The 15,017-nt window shown below is 56.9% G+C and carries 19 protein-coding genes and 1 tRNA gene; 5 read left to right on the top strand and 15 right to left on the bottom strand.

Annotation, left to right across the window (positions count from 1 at the left end; all coding sequences use genetic code 11):
- Positions 1-4 precede the first annotated feature (4 nt).
- From GCN75_RS03450 to GCN75_RS29090, 7 genes are all read right to left on the bottom strand, one after another.
- Positions 5-781: a DUF6651 domain-containing protein gene (locus GCN75_RS03450; RefSeq protein WP_152281360.1), complete on the bottom strand. Its 777-nt coding sequence runs from the start codon at positions 779-781 to the stop codon at positions 5-7.
- A gap of 668 nt (positions 782-1,449) precedes the next feature.
- Positions 1,450-2,511 (bottom strand): structural protein, encoded by a 1,062-nt coding sequence (locus GCN75_RS03445; protein ID WP_193317367.1) that lies wholly within the window; start codon positions 2,509-2,511, stop codon positions 1,450-1,452.
- A gap of 30 nt (positions 2,512-2,541) precedes the next feature.
- Positions 2,542-3,909, bottom strand: coding sequence for a DUF4055 domain-containing protein (locus GCN75_RS03440; RefSeq protein ID WP_152281358.1), 1,368 nt, complete (start codon positions 3,907-3,909; stop codon positions 2,542-2,544).
- 14 nt (positions 3,910-3,923) lie between these two features.
- Positions 3,924-5,249 carry a phage terminase large subunit family protein gene (locus GCN75_RS03435; RefSeq protein ID WP_152281357.1) on the bottom strand — a complete coding sequence of 442 codons (1,326 nt, stop codon included), beginning with the start codon at positions 5,247-5,249 and terminating at the stop codon, positions 3,924-3,926.
- Positions 5,218-5,694, bottom strand: coding sequence for a DUF2280 domain-containing protein (locus GCN75_RS03430; protein ID WP_152281356.1), 477 nt, complete (start codon positions 5,692-5,694; stop codon positions 5,218-5,220). The genes GCN75_RS03435 and GCN75_RS03430 overlap by 32 nt, the downstream gene beginning before the upstream one ends.
- 31 nt (positions 5,695-5,725) lie before the next feature.
- On the bottom strand, positions 5,726-6,367 hold the full coding sequence (locus GCN75_RS03425; RefSeq protein WP_226941053.1) for a putative metallopeptidase: 642 nt from the start codon (positions 6,365-6,367) through the stop codon (positions 5,726-5,728).
- A gap of 95 nt (positions 6,368-6,462) precedes the next feature.
- Entirely contained in the window at positions 6,463-6,624 is a 162-nt protein-coding gene (locus tag GCN75_RS29090) for a hypothetical protein (RefSeq protein ID WP_193317366.1), read from the bottom strand.
- Between the two features lie 114 nt (positions 6,625-6,738).
- Here GCN75_RS29090 and GCN75_RS03420 point away from each other — a divergent pair, with 114 nt between their 5' ends.
- Positions 6,739-6,972 (top strand): hypothetical protein, encoded by a 234-nt coding sequence (locus GCN75_RS03420; RefSeq protein ID WP_152281355.1) that lies wholly within the window; start codon positions 6,739-6,741, stop codon positions 6,970-6,972.
- Between the two features lie 313 nt (positions 6,973-7,285).
- Here the strand turns inward: GCN75_RS03420 and GCN75_RS03415 are convergent.
- Together GCN75_RS03415 and GCN75_RS03410 are read right to left on the bottom strand one after the other, a co-directional pair.
- A tRNA-Gly gene (locus GCN75_RS03415) sits at positions 7,286-7,359 on the bottom strand.
- Positions 7,360-8,482: 1,123 nt separating this feature from the next.
- Positions 8,483-9,025 (bottom strand): DnaJ-like cysteine-rich domain-containing protein, encoded by a 543-nt coding sequence (locus GCN75_RS03410; RefSeq protein ID WP_152281354.1) that lies wholly within the window; start codon positions 9,023-9,025, stop codon positions 8,483-8,485.
- A 190-nt stretch (positions 9,026-9,215) separates the two neighbouring features.
- Here GCN75_RS03410 and GCN75_RS03405 point away from each other — a divergent pair, with 190 nt between their 5' ends.
- Positions 9,216-10,031 carry a hypothetical protein gene (locus GCN75_RS03405; protein WP_152281353.1) on the top strand — a complete coding sequence of 272 codons (816 nt, stop codon included), beginning with the start codon at positions 9,216-9,218 and terminating at the stop codon, positions 10,029-10,031.
- Positions 10,032-10,094: 63 nt separating this feature from the next.
- A complete protein-coding gene (locus GCN75_RS03400; RefSeq protein WP_152281352.1) occupies positions 10,095-10,418 on the top strand; it encodes a DUF6968 family protein in 324 nt (107 codons plus the stop codon).
- 229 nt (positions 10,419-10,647) lie between these two features.
- Here GCN75_RS03400 and GCN75_RS03395 read toward each other — a convergent pair whose 3' ends face one another.
- From GCN75_RS03395 to GCN75_RS03370, 6 genes are read right to left on the bottom strand one after another with little or no spacing between them, the layout of a single operon-like run.
- Entirely contained in the window at positions 10,648-10,995 is a 348-nt protein-coding gene (locus GCN75_RS03395) for a DUF1064 domain-containing protein (protein ID WP_226941051.1), read from the bottom strand.
- Positions 10,992-11,324: a hypothetical protein gene (locus tag GCN75_RS03390; RefSeq protein ID WP_152281351.1), complete on the bottom strand. Its 333-nt coding sequence runs from the start codon at positions 11,322-11,324 to the stop codon at positions 10,992-10,994. The genes GCN75_RS03395 and GCN75_RS03390 overlap by 4 nt, the downstream gene beginning before the upstream one ends.
- Before the next feature lie 10 nt (positions 11,325-11,334).
- Positions 11,335-12,177, bottom strand: a complete 843-nt coding sequence (locus tag GCN75_RS03385) for a hypothetical protein (protein WP_152281350.1) — start codon at positions 12,175-12,177, stop codon at positions 11,335-11,337.
- Complete coding sequence (locus tag GCN75_RS03380) at positions 12,174-13,046, bottom strand: hypothetical protein (protein WP_152281349.1); 873 nt, start codon at positions 13,044-13,046, stop codon at positions 12,174-12,176. The genes GCN75_RS03385 and GCN75_RS03380 overlap by 4 nt, the downstream gene beginning before the upstream one ends.
- Positions 13,046-13,450, bottom strand: a complete 405-nt coding sequence (locus GCN75_RS03375) for a hypothetical protein (RefSeq protein ID WP_152281348.1) — start codon at positions 13,448-13,450, stop codon at positions 13,046-13,048. Before GCN75_RS03375 ends, GCN75_RS03380 begins: the two co-directional genes overlap by 1 nt.
- Positions 13,447-13,935, bottom strand: a complete 489-nt coding sequence (locus GCN75_RS03370) for a nuclease domain-containing protein (protein ID WP_226941049.1) — start codon at positions 13,933-13,935, stop codon at positions 13,447-13,449. Before GCN75_RS03370 ends, GCN75_RS03375 begins: the two co-directional genes overlap by 4 nt.
- A 50-nt stretch (positions 13,936-13,985) precedes the next feature.
- Between GCN75_RS03370 and GCN75_RS03365 the strand changes: the two genes are divergently transcribed.
- Together GCN75_RS03365 and GCN75_RS03360 are read left to right on the top strand one after the other, a co-directional pair.
- Positions 13,986-14,678 (top strand): hypothetical protein, encoded by a 693-nt coding sequence (locus GCN75_RS03365; protein WP_152281347.1) that lies wholly within the window; start codon positions 13,986-13,988, stop codon positions 14,676-14,678.
- Positions 14,679-14,780: 102 nt separating this feature from the next.
- The gene (locus GCN75_RS03360; RefSeq protein ID WP_152281346.1) at positions 14,781-14,972 is read left to right on the top strand and encodes a hypothetical protein; all 192 of its coding nucleotides are present in this window, start codon (positions 14,781-14,783) and stop codon (positions 14,970-14,972) included.
- Positions 14,973-15,017: the final 45 nt, after the last annotated feature.

Genomic DNA, 15,017 nt, shown 5'->3' with positions numbered 1-15,017 from the left:
TTTTTTAGCCTTTCGCTAATTCAGGATATTGAGCAGCAAAAGCAGCAGCACGTTCTTCACGCGTCCCGCCGAGATTGCCCGTTTGTTTTTGGCTGCCACCGCCTTGATGTGCGCCACCGCCGGATGCGCCCGAGCCTTTGAGGATCTGATCTTTGTAGGGATACTGGTCCACCAGGGTTTCGAGTGCTTCATCGAAGTCAGCTAGGTCACCTGGGCGCGTGCGCGAGAAAATCTTGTTGCCAGCGCCGTCGTAGGCCACGACCTTGCCTGCCTCGACCTTGAACGCCTGGCCGAAACGCGCCTGGACCAGGTCAACCGGAATGGCAAACTTGTCGGCGATGAGTTTCGAGCGATTGAAGCTGCCGCCGATCATTTCCGAATACAGGTTTCCGGTAATGGCATCCAGTTCGGTCTTGGTACGAGCCAGCTCGTCGGCGTGGGCTTTGTTAGCGGCGGCAACCTGTTCTTCAGCCGCCTTTTTCGCTGCCAACTTGATTTCTTCAACCTTGCCAGCCGCGACCAACTTGCCTTCGTCGACGTTTTTCATCAGTTCGATCGCCTTCGCTGCAGCAGCAGGGTCGTCAATGCCAGCGAACGCTTGCAGCTTTGCCTCGGCAGCTTCCTTTGCTTCGCGGTGAGACTTTGCCTCCCCATTCAGGCCCTGGATCTTCTGCACGGCGGCGGCCGCATCGAACGGGACTTCCTTCCCGTCGTCATGTACGTAGACTGGCTTGCCATCCTGGACAACGACATTGCCATTTGCATCGAGTTTGAGTTTCATTTGGTGGCTTTCTGGGCATCCGCCCTTGTGAATGGCCTTCTGGCCGTGCACCGCGTCGCGTCCGCTTGCGGCATAAAAAAAGCCGCCTGGTTGCCCGGGCGGCTATTGAATCATTGGTTTTAAAGATGATTTAAATGAATTACTTCCATCCGCAGTCAGCACTAGGTTTAACGGCGCCAACGTCAGTCGCCGCAGCAAGAGGGCCGAAGGTCACATCTCCATTTGGCTTTGCGCACCCAATTTGATAAGCCGCAACCCCAAGAGCTTTCGCGTACCCTGCGCAGTTTGTGGGCGTCCATTCCTTGTCTACGATCAGCCCATCGCCATATTTGTCTGGCTGCACGGCTCGACAAATTTTCTGCCCTTGGGATAGCGTGGGTGGCAAACTATCGCGCAATGGCCTGACTTGCAAGAATGCAACAATTACACTACTTGCGAAAGTGATTAACGCAAGGGCAATCTGAGTGGAATCTTTCAATTTCGCCTCCGGGTAGTTAGCAGTGCTGAGTAATCAGTCTTTACAGTAACGGACCTGTAAGGAGCTAAATATACAAGTTTGGCAAGTTGGCATTTTGATACCAGCCAAGGGCCCGCATTGCATCTATGAGGCTTTTGTTAAAAAAGCTGGGCACCGCACATCGCCATTGTCTTCGCTCGCACAAGTGATGCTATTTCGACGCATACCTTGCCTGCAGTTCCTCCAACGTCAGCTTGCGACCTTTGAGATTCATCAAATCATTCAGCGTGATCTTGCCCGCTTCGTACATCTCAGCACGGCCCGGGCCAAGGTATTCAGCCCGCCATGCCTTGTCTTTGCTGGCAAGGAAGTCCTTGAAGTTCATCTTGACGCTGGCCACGCCACCGTCGCTCGGTCGCGTGCCGCCGCTCGGCTCGTCCAGCTCAATGCCCAAGTCCTTGAAAGACTTGGTGCGCGTGCTGAGCACGCACCGGCAGCTGAAGTGTATGGCACCAGGCCCGCCCGCCCACTCGTGGGTGTGGTTAATCGGCTCCTGATCGTGCAACGAGTACTCGTGCAAGTCGCGCATCGCGCAGAGCAGGCAGGTGTGCGAATCCAGCGTGGCCAGCCACACCAAGCACTCGATCAGGTCACTGTTCCGCTGGAACGACGCCAGGCGCGCGGCATTGGCCACGGCTTGCACCGAGCTGTGCACCAGCGCACGGGCGTTCGCTTCGGACGTTTTCAGGATGCCGGGCATGACTTCCGCATCGCCGCCGGCGGCCTTGGCACTGGTGCCGACGACGCGCGCCACGATCTGCGAGGTCGTTTCACCCTGTGCCGCGCCAAGCCGGACCTGGCTGGCGAAGCGGAATTGTGTGTCGAGCGCCTGGCGCTTCCACCAGTTGGCAGAAGAGGCGCCCTTGATTAGCGTATCCCCCACCAGCTTTTCCAGATAGGTGGCCGGCGGCAGCTTGGCGCCCAATTCGATCTTGAGGCCCTGCGTCAGAACCTTGGCCGTGTAGTCCGCCTCGATGCGGGTCATACCCAACAGGTTGCGCATGGCTTCCGCTTCCATGCCACTGTAATGCGAGGCGATGACAGCGTTCGATTCGCGCAGCAGCGCAGCCATCCGCTGCTTGCCATAGGTCGACACCTCGCCCTCGCCCAGCTTGGCAGCCAGCTCCTTCGACATGGCGCCCATCAGCGCCACGATCTTGCCTTGCACGTCCGCCGAAAAGCGCAGCAGGTTCAGGGAGTGTACGAGGAACATCTCGGCAATCCACTCTTCTAGCGCGCCCATCTATACCCCCGTCAGGTCAGGCCCGCTCGACTGGATGCGCTCCTGCTCCGTCTCCCAGTCCAGATCCGGCGACAGGATGCCGCGGCGCTGCAACTCGTTGAAATACGTCTCGCCCGAGATTTTCCCGCTGGCGGCACTCTTGAGCAGCAGCTCGGCACTTGCCTCGGCCAGCGACGCGGCGCCGAAGTCCTTGAAAATGGTGATATGGCCGCCTTCCGCTTCCCCCACCCATTCAGCCATGAACTGCAGCGCCTGGTCGCCAGCGTCCTCGACGTTGCCTGCGATCTTCTGCAGCGCGCATGCGCCCTGCTCGTTGTCGGCCAGGGTCTGCGATTCGGTCACGTTGCCCGGCTTGATCACCAACAGTTCGGCGCCGGCCTGGCGCATGCGGTCTTCCAGGTCGAGGATGGACAGGCGGCCGGCATCGATGGCCTTGCCACCGTGCTCCACGAATTTCAGATCGCCCTCCGGCGATTCCGACTTGACCGCGCTGCCGGCGCCGACGGTAATGCCGCCCTCGCCCAGCATCTTGGCAAACAGGATCGGCACGCGCGCGACGTGCAAGATATTCTGCTGGTCGCTCTTGCTCTGCCAGTGTTCGACGTTGCTGTGCGCCAGTTCGAGCAGCGGCGGCGTGGCCTGCATGTAGCCCAGGCGCTTGCCGTAGACTGGCACGAAGGGGATAGTCTTCAGCGTGGTGACGCCTTCCTCGTACAGTGCCCATTCCTTCTTGCTGCCGGCCTCGCGCTGGCGCCAAGTCTGCCAGGTACCGCGCCCCAGGACACGCACCTGCTCGATTTCCTTGGTGTCGAAGTCGCCGTCCGGCTCGGACACGCATTCCAGCAGACGCAGCTGCGTCAAGCCTTCCAGGCTAGTGGCGGTCTTCGGCAGCCAGCCCAGGACGTTCTGCACATGGACCTCAACGAAGTACGGGCGCACGCCAGCGGCCTGCTCGTCGGCCTTCGTGACCAGGTTGCCTGCCTTGGGGAAGTCGACCAAGATGCCGGCGAAGCCATAGCCCATCGCCTCCTGGGTGATCTCCGACAGGAAGCTGTGCAGGTCGCGGCCGGACAGGTCGACGTTCTGCAACCAAGGCTTGAGCCGTTCCGGCACGTCCTCGCCCAGCGTCACCGGCTTGCTGAACGGCTTGGCCGACAGCACATCGATGGTGCGGGTATAGGCCGGGAACAGCGTGGCCACGGCCAGGCGCAGCTCGTAGCTCTTATCGTCCTCGCCGGGCCACTGCGGCAGATACTTCTTGCCGGCCACCCGCATTGTCTTGGTGCCGCCCAGCAGCGCGGCGATCAGCGCGCAATCCTCGTTCAGCTTTGCGGCTTCGGCTGATTGTTTGCGTACGGCGTCGGTCATGGAAATCCTCGTTGTTACATGCGCAGCGGCGCTGTGGTGGTCGTGCGACTCGTCACTGGCCAGCGCTTGGTGATGAAGTAGCCGCCGGCATCATTGGCGTGGTCAAAGCCGCCCTTCTTGTCCGGCTCTCCCTTGTCGTCATAAATCTGACGCTCCAGGCTGAGCGTGTATTTTGGGCACTTGGTGGCATTGACTAGCATGCGGCGCTGGTCGTAGGTGTTGCACAGCATCGCGTTGACGCTGTTGATCCGGTCTTTCACCGCAGGATTCGCATGGTCGACCACTACCGTGAAGCCAGCGGCGCGCAGCAGCGACAGGTCTGATTCGCTGGCACCACTGCTCTTACGGTTCTGGCCGGACGCATCCGGATAAATCGTTATCAGGTGCTGCTGGCCGGCCTGCTTGTAACGCGCCTTGATCTTCTCGATCATGGCCGGCGTGTCGAACACCTCCATGAATTCATCGACAGCGCGCGGCAGGTCGTCGCGAATCACGAAAACCACCGCGGCGCCTTTGCCGACGTTGAAGTCCATGCCGATATGCAGCGCGTCGCCCGGCTTGACAGTGTCGTCGGTATGGTTGCGGCGCCGATCGAAGCAGTAGTAGATGACGCCCTGATAGTTCTCGAAGCTGGCCAGATACTCTTGGCGGAACGTGCGCGGATCCATCTTGCGCCGCGCGGCTTCGATCTCTTCAGCCGGGACGTTGCCGCCGTCGACCGACGTGTACAGCCAGCTTTTGTGGTCAGGCTCACGGCCCTGCCCGTCCAGATAACTGTCGTAGCAGTGATTAAAGCCTTTCGGCGTGCCGATGCGCAGCGCATGTCCACCAACCCGCTCCTCGCCGTTGATGACGAAGCGGCAGGTCGACAGCATCGGCCGCAGCACTTCCTCCCACGCGGCGTACACGCAATCGGCCCATTCATCGACAAGCGCGAAGAACAGGCCGGAGCCGCGCAGGTTGTCGTAGGCATCCAGCCCGACAATACGGATGACGTGGCCCGCCTTGGTGGTAATCGAGCATTCCGTCTCGTTCGGCTTCCCGGCGCGCCAGCTGGGCGGTATAGCCTGCTTGAGGCGCTTCCAGAACACGCGCTTCGCCTGCTTGAACGTCGGCGCACAATACCAGATCTCGTCCTCGGTACTGACGCCCCACTCGGCTGCCAGGCGCGCAGCACGGCGAATCTCTGCCTTGCCCAGGAACGTCTTGCCAAAGCGCCGGCCACACACCGCATCACGGAATCGAGCCTTCTTTTGCCACCCCCAACAGTAAATGTTCGCCTGCTTCGGCGTCAGCGCGACGGGCCCTTCAGAGAATCGGGCTGTCGGGGAGGTCTTCATCGGGCTTCAGTATGTATTCAGGCGCGACCGGCATGCCTTCACCGGTATCACCTGGTGCTTTCGGCGCATCGAGGCGGCGGTTCACGTAGACGTCGCCGACTTCCTTGGCGGCCTGCTCGATAACGGCCACGGCCAACGCGATATTGCGCATGCCCTCGGCCTGCTGTGCCATCCTGGCCAGCGCACGCAAACGAAATGCACGGCTGGCAATCGGAATGGCTGCGGTGTCCTCTCGGAACCTGGCCCGCGTGTCATTAAAAATGGTCTTCCACTTGGCGCTCAACTGGCGGCCAACATACTTCTCCGGGTCGTAGGTGGCGACCTGCTGACGCGGTACGTCGAGCCCGAATTCATCCTTTACTGCCACCGACACTTGCGTCGGCGTGTCGAAACAGGCCAGAGCTTGGACGATAAACAGCTTCACCTCGTCACGTAGTGCTGCCATGAGTTGCCTTCCGGTAAATGGCCGGTCAACCTTATGCAGCCTTCAGCAAACAGGTTCCGCAAGCCCTCGCGATGTTGATCTTCGCCACTTCTGGCGCGGTCTTTGCTGCGTCGATGATGCGCTGCACGTCCTCGCTGGCGCCGTAGCGCCGGACCACGCCGACAAACTCCTCGACGTCATGAGCACGCATGCAAAGCTTCGGCAGCCCGTACTTGTTGAAAGCTGGCGCGCCGAATTCGTCCTGCTCCTGGGCGATGTGGTACAGCTCGTGTTCGAGCAGCGCGCAGAATTCAGCGTCGCTGCAGGTCAGGCAATAGGATGCGTCCAAGGTAATCAGGAAGTCCGGCACGGCGCCGAACCAGTCGACCATCTGCTGTTGCTGGCGGCCCTTCTGCCACGGGCCACAGCGGAACGTCACTTCCTCGCACTGGCCCAGCACGGTGCGGCCGGCTTTCACGAAACCATGAGGCGCCCACAGGAACTGCACGTCGGCATATTCCAAGTGTTCGTGATCTTCGTTGTGTAGAGCGCCGCCTTCGGTGAGGATGGTTGCGCGCACCCACTTGAGCACCTCGGGCGCGGGCAGGTAGCGATCGTGCAGCGGGTCGGTAAATTCAGCAGGCGGAACCGGGCGCGCAGAGGTGGGCGCTGCTGAATTTCGGCTTTTCTTCATTCTGACCTACTAGATGTAGTGTTTGGTAGCAATCTCGGCGGTCTCAGCCCGGTGATTTTTGACACTTTCGCCCTTGACCTACTAAATGTAGTATTTCACGCGCCGTCGACGTCGAGCATCGCGGGCGGCATCGTTACGCCCACCTCCCATAGCCGGACGGCGCCGCCGGCATTCAGTGCGGCCAGCTCCACAGCATCTGGGCTCCAGTACGACACCACGGCGGGCAGATCGCCCCCGTGCGTGTGCGTGATCGGCAATGATTTGCGCCTGATTTGACTAAGTGTAGCTTTTCTGTAATATCCCTTGAACTAGCCCCCTACCGTCCTTACACTAGGTGCTGACCAACCACACACAGCAACCAAGGAGTCGTAATGAAAAACACAAAAACAATAGCAAGCTTTAGTGTCGAAAACCCAACGAAGGAAGTTATTACAATTCACAAGTTGGTGGCACTCAGACACCATATCGATAGCATGGGAATCGAGCGTAAGAAAGGTTCGATTCGATTTGAAGACAACACGGGGTGGACTGCGATAGACCTTAAATCGGGCAAGTTCGAGCTCGTAGATAGAGAGCGGGACCGCGGAATCTGGCGCCGCGTGTAAGTGTCCACTATTTTATGGGTATCGGTATCAGTGTACCTAGGGCGTCCACACTAACTCTAATTTTGTAGCGGCCCTACGTGCACGGAGCAAGCTCATGGTAATTGCACGAAGTCATTTACAGCTCCGGCGCCGACCACCGACGCGATGGCGCGGTTCGTGGCGGCATGGCGTGGTCGGTGCCGCACAGGATCAGCATGATGGCAAGCATGCTCATGCGGTCATATCGAAGCTGAACATGCAACACCTCAAATAAAAAGCCGCCAGAACCTTGATGTGGCCGGCGGCGAAACCCGGCGAGCCGGGCAAGGAGAACTGGAGTGGGCGACAGGAATCGAACCCGCGTAGAAAGCTTGGAAGGCTTCCGCCCTACCATTGAGCTACGCCCGCGCGTTGATCGCGTCACGATTGAAAACTTACCGTTAAGTTAATTTTTTGCAATATTGACAGAAGCGCATACAATACAGCCCGAAACGCCTCCCCGCCCCTGAGGACGGCTTCATTTTTGGAGCTGATGTGAACAAATCATTTTTGCCTGCGTACGTTTTCCGCTACACAGAACGTACTCAAGCTTCTTTCTTCGCAGCCAGGCAGTCTGTCGGCCTGCGCTATCCCATCGATGTGCAAAATTCGGCACCGCCGTTTGATTGCAAGTGCGTCCAAGCCTGGGCTTCGAACACGAACGACAAGCTGTGCTTCGAAAATGGCAGCGCCGGCTCCGTTGTATCGATCCACTATGACGATGTATTAGCGCATATGGCGAAGGTAATCATGCGATGCAGTTACGAAACAGTTTCATTAGCATAGAAAAAGCCACCTCAAGGGTGGCTCCAACGAATTTACGGCTGCCAAGTTCGGGTCAAATCCGCTTTGTAAACTTCAAATACACCAGAGTGCCACCTGCATATGCGCATAGACCAAACCAAAATTTCGTTTTTAGGAGCAGCCACAATGAATCGATAGGGCTATCCGCAATATCGAAACCGTACTTTGGAGTAGGCTCATAATACAGACTCTTAAGTTCAGGAAAAAGAAGTACTAAAAACACAACAACAGCTAAGCCCAAGTTAACACGGGTTCGCACATTCCATGCGCCACACGAAAGATTCATTGCAAGCGCCATCAAAAAACAAAACACTACACCCTTCATTACCGGGCCGGCTAATGAGTTTAGGCAATCGAAGAATCCCATATGTACACGCCAAAAAAGTTAGACCTCAAGAATCAACTATTACATTTGAGCAACCTATTGTCAATGGTTTATGGTAGCGCTGTTCCGTAAATAAAAAGGCCCGCATAGCGGGCTTAGTATTTTGCTCCCATGACTAAAACGCATGGTGAGCGGAAAATTCAAGGCGTGCAGGTACGGCGCTGGGTCCGGGTACTGTCGCGAGTTCCAGCTATCGGTGGCGCGATGCGCACATTACGATTTCCGGAAGAATTTTCTTGAACTGAGGTCTAAAGTATACCTCAGAAATACTGTTTGTAAACACAGGCTTAAAGAAAACTTGCGCTACATGTCTCCGCCGCGTAACAGGCCGCCTGCCCTGCCGGAATGGCTGTCGTAAATGGCGCTCAGTTCGCTGACCATGTCCTTGACGCGCTCCAGCTCCAGGCCGGCCACGCCGTACACTGGCGCCACACCGGTTCCTTTGCAGGATGTGCACTGCCCATTCCCCAGCAGCACCTTGACGCCGGTACCGCTGCAGCCCTTGCACTTGCCGTCGAGCCATTGCGCCAGCGACTTCTCGGCCACACGCCGATACAGCGCCTGCGCCGACTGCGCATCCCAGGCCGTGTTTTCCGGCAGCCAGCGGCGCGCGCGGGCGCGCTTGATCACCTCAGCAGTCCAGATGCGAAGCAGCTGCGCCAGGTTCTGCTGGTTGCCTTCGAACATGCGATTGAGCGTGCCGTCGGCGTACTTCACGCGGCACAGCAGCGCGCCGATATCGCCGGCCAGCGCCGCGGCGGCCAGCGGGTCCGTCTGGTGGTGCTGCGCGTCGTCCATCAGATTGCTCGATCCTATCGCTGCGATGTAGCGTTCTGTAAAGCCCATATACGATGTCCTCAAAAAGAACGTTAAGATAACTACGAAAAGAAAAGCGTTGACAAAGCTGCTTCTCGACATTCACGCAATAAATAATTAAAAAATAATCTACCAATTGTGACAATTCGAGTGTTTTTACGCTTTACAACAATTGATAATAACAAAAGGGGCATTTCTAAAACTCAAAAATGGGAAGCGTATGTACCTGAGAAATGTAGCAGTTCTTGTGTTGGTATTATTCTGTATCTTCAAACATTCCGCTAGTGAGGCCGCCGAACTGAACCAAGTCGTTGACAAGCGCGCTGTTTGGCACTTGGATGCGGGTCGAGTGATAGTAAAGCAAACTATTCAGGGAAGAACTCACTATACTTATGATGAAAATAATGTCTTACAGACTCAAACTGACTCATTTGGGGTGATAGGAAATTACAAATATGACGATTCAGGTCGCCTAAAGCTGATTGAATTTTCTAATGGTAAAACTGTAGTTTTAGTCTACAGCCGTCAGGCGGGCCTGGAAGAACTCACTACCGATAAGAAGCGCGTTCGAGTTTTGGCTGATAAGAAAGGTGCGCGATCCATTCGGACAATAGACACCCCCTCTTCTGTGGCTTTTCAGAAATCTGTTGACATAGCCTACACAGATTCGGACTGTCAAAGTGCAGATGACAATGGGTGTACAGTGTTCGTTCCGGGCCATCGAGATGAAGATGAGGAAGGTGGCGGTGGCGGTGGCGGTGGCGGTATAGGTGTGGGCGCCGGTGGAGGCAGCGGAAGTGCCGAACTTCCAAGAGCCCCAACTACTTCGCCAAAACCCATGACGCCGTTACAATGCAAAGCACAACTATGCGATGCTGCAGACAACTACTTCATGACGTACTGCAGCACCGAGACCAATCCAAGGAACAACGCTCTATGCAAGAGTAAAGCATCTGATTATTACGCTAACTGTTTACGTTCTTGTGACACAGGCGATTGGCGCTGGTTAGACGATTGGAATTATTACTATCGATAATGCAAAACGAGCGACCCGCCCCTCTCAGGTCGCTCGTACAAATTTAACAATAATGGAGTGATAATGAAAACTACTGATCCTAAATTTATCGTTGAGGATTCTCTGGTACGAGTAGCCCCTGATGGTTCAGAATCGACTATTACCGCTCGGGTGGGCACGCCGTTCCTTTTCGAAAACAGTTGGTATTGTGCAGCAGAACTAGAAGGTATTGATGGCAGGTATCAAGATAGGTCCGGGCTTAACGCCACGCAAGCACTAAGCCTCGCTCTAAGCTTAATCCAGCAGCGCCTGACGCACTTGATAGAAGATGGAAATGTTCTGTATTTACCTTCGGACCGGGAAATCAATATTGATAGTACTTTTCTCAGTGCAATATTTGCTCGATAACAAAAATGTATAGCTTTCCCTGGAAATCATAATATTTGCAAATCGCTTTGGTAATGTTAGCACCGTCTATCTTGGCAGACGCCAGAATGGGCAAGATAACTACCAAGATGAGGAAAGTGATCAAGTGCTATTGTTGGTACTTTGCCCGGGCTGTCTAAGTTGCTCTTTCTTTAACTGAAGCCGAAATGATCGCCAATGTGCTACTTCCTCGGCTTCTTGTTCGCAGCCATCAGAACTCCTCCACTTTCCAGCCGCCGCCCGCCTTCTTCGGCAGCACCTGGACGGCAACGAAGCGCAGCGGGTACATGTCAGCCGCGATCTTGATCTTCGCGCGCGCGTCATCTTGCCAGTGCCCTTTCACTTCGTGCGCCTCCAGCGCGCCGTCGGCAAGTTGCACGGCGAAATCCGGGGTGTAAAAAGTGTTGTCAGCCAAGCGGAATTTCAGCCCTTCGAACTTGTACCAGGCCACTTCGCCAGCGGCCTTGCGCAGCTCCAGCGTCCTGGCATAGGCCGCCTCAGTCTGGTTCATGGCGCCGACCTTGAGGCGGCCCAGCGCTTGCAAGCCACGGGCCATCATTTCGCTTTCTCCAGGCGATGAGTGACCGCCTTGACGATTGCGGCTCGCGCCGCCGCATCCCTGTCCGAATAGCGCCGGTACCACTCTAGGAAGCCGCTGGCATCGACGCCGGCAGACATCGGCATCAGCCGGATCTCGAACTGCACAAGCAGCGGCGCGGCTGCGGCCCAGTCGCCCATCCAGTCCGGCACCATGGCTTGGCCGCGACTTGCGGCGGCGCCCGCCGGCGGCGTGCCGACCAGGGCACCGCCCACTTCGATCAGGTTGGACCAGCCCAGCAGCTCGGCCAGGCGTTTGTTTGCTGCGATTTTGTTTTCTTGATTTTTCATTTAAAGCCTTTTAAGCCGTTTTTTCTGATGGGTACGTCACTTCCGTAGCGGCCATGGCCCTTGCGCAGTGCGGCGGTGCCTCTGGCAAATCCTGAGCGGCATTCGCGCTTGCCGGGCCAGCTGCATTTCTGCCGCCGGCCAGGTAAAGCTGGACACGTTCGGCAGTCGACCGCTTGAATTCCTCGTCCGCCAGGCGTTGCTGCTCGACGCCCTCCAAGCGCGCTGCCTCCTTCGCCGCAGCACCGTCAGCAATCATTTTTTTGATCGCGGCAAGTTGCGCGCGCGCGGCATCGTCCGGTGTCTGGTCCTGCTTGCCCTGCAGCAGGCCCGCCACAGCCGGTGCCGGCAGCAGCCCTGCCCTCACCGCATTGCCCAGCACCTCGACGTGGCGCGTCTTGTCCCAGCCCACGGATGCCAGCCACTCGGCCGGGCGCCGGTCCAGGCGCGCAGCGGCAACGATGCGCTCGTATGCCTCCAGGAACGGCTTGCGCGCGCTAATGGCGCCGCTGGAGTCGAGCACAGGCCTGCAGATCCGGAACGCCTCGGCGATCTCGGTGGTCCAGACCACGCTGGCCATTTCGTCCTGGCTGGTCAAAGCGATGGCCCAGGCTTCTTCCGCACCTGGCCGGCCGTCCATGAGCTTGCAGCGCTTGGCGATGCCCGCCGGTACAGGCGCAAATTCGCCGTTCTCATCGCGATAGGCCTGCATGGCAGCCGCCACCGTGCGCAGCGGATAGGGTTCAAGGTTGGCTAGCCAGGCGCGGGACATGGCAGGCTCCGGGAGCGACTTGCCGTAGGCCGCCAGCATCTCGGCCAGCAGCTGCATGAAGCGTGGCGTGTCGGCGGCGTTCATGCGGGCACCATGTCGATGATGTCGCCGGCTGGCGCGGAAGCGCCCATCAACTCCCGCATGACCCGCTCATTCGTCTGCTCGATCGACTCATTGCCGGCGCTGGCGCGAGCCTGACCTGCGTCGTTGCGGATGAAGCGGTCGATGTGGTCCGCGTCGCGCAGGATCAGGCCCAGGCCGTTGTACTTCGTTTTGCTGTCGTTCTGGCCCATGTTGTGCGGCGTTTTCGAGCAGCCACGGATGGCTTTGCAAATGTCAGCCGGTGAGTAGCCCTTGAGCGCCTTGACGATCAGGCGCTTGCGTTTTTCGTCCAGAACCGACTTGGGCGAGTCCATGACTTTTTGCCAGAACGCGAAGATCGTCGTCACGGGGTCGAGCTGGGTTTGCTCGACAAGAGTCTCCTTCCCTTCCTGTTCCCCTTCCCTTCCTTTCCCTTCCTTTCCCTTCCCTTCCACTTGAGCATGCTTAAGGGGCGTGACTGTCGCGTCATCCACGCGTGCCGCACGCGTCGAAGTCATTGATATATATAGGGATTCGTCCGGTGCGGGCAATTCTGAGTCAGATTCACGGTTATTTATGACTTGGTGCTTGGAAAATGTCGGAATAAAGCCGAAAAACTCGCCTTCGACCTCATATTTGACAACAAATCCACGCGTCATCAACGCGTCAAGCACGCGTGAAAAATCGAGCTCGTCGTATGGCAGAATGTCGAGCTTTAGCGCGCGCGGGCGCCACTTAAAGCGCCCTTCCTTGTCGCAGCAGGTGAACAGGCCCATAAAGGCCGTGCGAATAGGCAGGCCAGTCTCCTTTTCCAGGTCGAACAGATCCTCGTGCTTAAACAGCTCCGGTTTTACAGTACGAATGCGGCCCATTAGCGAGCCTCCTGTGTGCGCGCCGCGCCGAACAGCGCAGCTACCAGCGGATCGCCCACGGCGCCCGCCTTACGGATCCAGTACTTGCTGCGCCAGCGCGCCTTCATCGAGTCCCAGCGGCCGTCCTGCTTGGCTTTGGCCTCGAAGCGCAGGCGGATCCGGCTCTTGGTCAGGTTCTTCAGCTTGCATGGCGCGTCAGGCAAGTCGCCTACGGCATAAACGGCCATGGCGGCGCCAGCGCGCGGGTACGGCCGCCAGCCGGCGATACAGATCTTGCGGCCGCCGTGCAGCAGGCGCACGCACCGCAGCACGGCCGCTTGGCTGACGCCTGACTTGATGACTATATCGGCTTTGGTGCCGGGCATGGCGCCCAGCACGAATTCACGGAAGTTAATGCGCGTCATGTGTGTTCCATATTTTGTTTTTGGTCGTTGGGGACTGAAGCGAGCAGACCCATTGACCGTAAAATTTCGTGAGTGGCACCGACGGCCGCGCGAAAGGCAGCCTCCAGGCCGGCCAGCGACAGATCAGCCGGGCGCGGGCGCCGGCCGTCGAGCACGTCGTGGCAGGCGCTGCAGCCGAACGCGGCGGCCGTGTCTGGCGCCTTCAGGCCCACGCCCTTCCCGTCTGCCAGGAAGTTCGAATGGCAGAGCACGGTGGTGTCAGGGTCGAAGTTACAGACGGCCAAACGCAGCGTGCAGTCCTGGCCACGCGCGGAACGCCGGATCGCCGTCGAGACCGGGCCTTTCGACTTCAAGCCGACCTTGCGCTTCGGCGCAGTGCGCTGGAACGCCTGCACGGAGAGCATGCCGGTGCTGGGCATGGGCGAGGTGCGTTTGAATGGACTGCCTGCCAGCGGCTTACCTGGATTCATGGGTGAGCGCTTCATTTCCACCTCCTGAGAGCGGGCCAAGTTTTAGAGCAATCGGGAAAGACGTTATGATGCTGGCTTCCTGCAACAAAAATACACTTCAAATAACAATGGAAAATCCCGACACAACGCAAACTCAAGAATGGATCATTGCCGGCGTAATTGTTGTTACCTCTATTTTTATTCTTACTGGCCTTATTTTTGCAATTTTTAAGCAAGGCTTTCAATCCAGCGAAGCCGCAGGATGGACCCAGGCACTCGGTTCGTTCGCAGCTATTGTTGCTGCGGTATGGCTTTCGAGAATGCAAGAACGAAAATTGAAGAACGATGCGTTGGTAACTGCTCAAGTCATTGGAGCAAGTATGGTTTTCCAACTTGCTCAAGTAGTCAGCAATACACAGAAGTCTTTGGAATGGTTCGATCAGGTAGGACGGGCCGATGGCGACTATCGTGAATTTGAAAAGCATCTTGTCATTTTGGAATCTCAGCCACAATGGAAAGCAGAAGACTTGGCAAAACTGACTCCACTGCCGAATAACTGCGCATACAAGATGGCTGCGGGCATAGATCGTATCAACACTGCCATTGGATTGATCAAGGAGGCAAGAGCCAATGACGGTATTAGGACAGATAATTTCCTTCGAATGCAATATGCTGGGAAGATAGCAAGTGCACTTAACGAAGGTACGCTGTGTTTCGAGATTGCTGCACAGCGTATCCAAGCTGCTGTCCATAAATTTACAAGCCCATATAATGGCTAAAATAGAATATGATTTAGCTCGATTCGCTGGAAGATAACAAAAAAATATACTTACTTTTTTGGCGCAAGTTGGATGACCTTTCATTAAAATAAGGGGAGTGCTATGACTTTCAATATCGAAGAATTTCGGACTGCATACAAGTCGTGGAAAGCTGCCACTGAGCGATACGATGAGCACATCGAAAAAATGATCGCTGGCGCCGCCACGATGGATGCAGAAATGGAGGCAATCATCGATGATCTGAAGGTAAAGCACGCGGAATTTATGCGCGCAGGGACACCCGTAATTCGATGATTTATTCAGTGCCATGCAACTATTTCGCTCATGTGGCTGGAAAAA

The organism is Janthinobacterium violaceinigrum (assembly GCF_009208555.1).
GTDB classification, from domain to species: domain Bacteria; phylum Pseudomonadota; class Gammaproteobacteria; order Burkholderiales; family Burkholderiaceae_D; genus Janthinobacterium; species Janthinobacterium violaceinigrum.
This window is presented reverse-complemented; position numbering and strand designations above follow the sequence as displayed.

Excerpts from the sequence above, each read along its gene's own strand:
- GCN75_RS03420 (WP_152281355.1), top strand. The coding sequence starts at position 6,739 with ATGAAAAACACAAAAACAATAGCAAGCTTTAGTGTCGAAAACCCAACG.
- GCN75_RS03430 (WP_152281356.1), bottom strand. The coding sequence starts at position 5,694 with ATGGCAGCACTACGTGACGAGGTGAAGCTGTTTATCGTCCAAGCTCTG.
- GCN75_RS03390 (WP_152281351.1), bottom strand. The coding sequence starts at position 11,324 with ATGAAAAATCAAGAAAACAAAATCGCAGCAAACAAACGCCTGGCCGAG.
- GCN75_RS03440 (WP_152281358.1), bottom strand. The coding sequence starts at position 3,909 with ATGACCGACGCCGTACGCAAACAATCAGCCGAAGCCGCAAAGCTGAAC.
- GCN75_RS03450 (WP_152281360.1), bottom strand. The coding sequence starts at position 781 with ATGAAACTCAAACTCGATGCAAATGGCAATGTCGTTGTCCAGGATGGC.
- GCN75_RS03375 (WP_152281348.1), bottom strand. The coding sequence starts at position 13,450 with ATGACGCGCATTAACTTCCGTGAATTCGTGCTGGGCGCCATGCCCGGC.
- GCN75_RS03405 (WP_152281353.1), top strand. The coding sequence starts at position 9,216 with ATGTACCTGAGAAATGTAGCAGTTCTTGTGTTGGTATTATTCTGTATC.
- GCN75_RS03435 (WP_152281357.1), bottom strand. The coding sequence starts at position 5,249 with ATGAAGACCTCCCCGACAGCCCGATTCTCTGAAGGGCCCGTCGCGCTG.
- GCN75_RS03395 (WP_226941051.1), bottom strand. The coding sequence starts at position 10,995 with ATGATGGCCCGTGGCTTGCAAGCGCTGGGCCGCCTCAAGGTCGGCGCC.
- GCN75_RS03360 (WP_152281346.1), top strand. The coding sequence starts at position 14,781 with ATGACTTTCAATATCGAAGAATTTCGGACTGCATACAAGTCGTGGAAA.
- GCN75_RS03365 (WP_152281347.1), top strand. The coding sequence starts at position 13,986 with ATGATGCTGGCTTCCTGCAACAAAAATACACTTCAAATAACAATGGAA.
- GCN75_RS03380 (WP_152281349.1), bottom strand. The coding sequence starts at position 13,046 with ATGGGCCGCATTCGTACTGTAAAACCGGAGCTGTTTAAGCACGAGGAT.
- GCN75_RS03445 (WP_193317367.1), bottom strand. The coding sequence starts at position 2,511 with ATGTTCCTCGTACACTCCCTGAACCTGCTGCGCTTTTCGGCGGACGTG.
- GCN75_RS03410 (WP_152281354.1), bottom strand. The coding sequence starts at position 9,025 with ATGGGCTTTACAGAACGCTACATCGCAGCGATAGGATCGAGCAATCTG.
- GCN75_RS03425 (WP_226941053.1), bottom strand. The coding sequence starts at position 6,367 with ATGAAGAAAAGCCGAAATTCAGCAGCGCCCACCTCTGCGCGCCCGGTT.
- GCN75_RS03400 (WP_152281352.1), top strand. The coding sequence starts at position 10,095 with ATGAAAACTACTGATCCTAAATTTATCGTTGAGGATTCTCTGGTACGA.
- GCN75_RS03385 (WP_152281350.1), bottom strand. The coding sequence starts at position 12,177 with ATGAACGCCGCCGACACGCCACGCTTCATGCAGCTGCTGGCCGAGATG.
- GCN75_RS03370 (WP_226941049.1), bottom strand. The coding sequence starts at position 13,935 with ATGAAGCGCTCACCCATGAATCCAGGTAAGCCGCTGGCAGGCAGTCCA.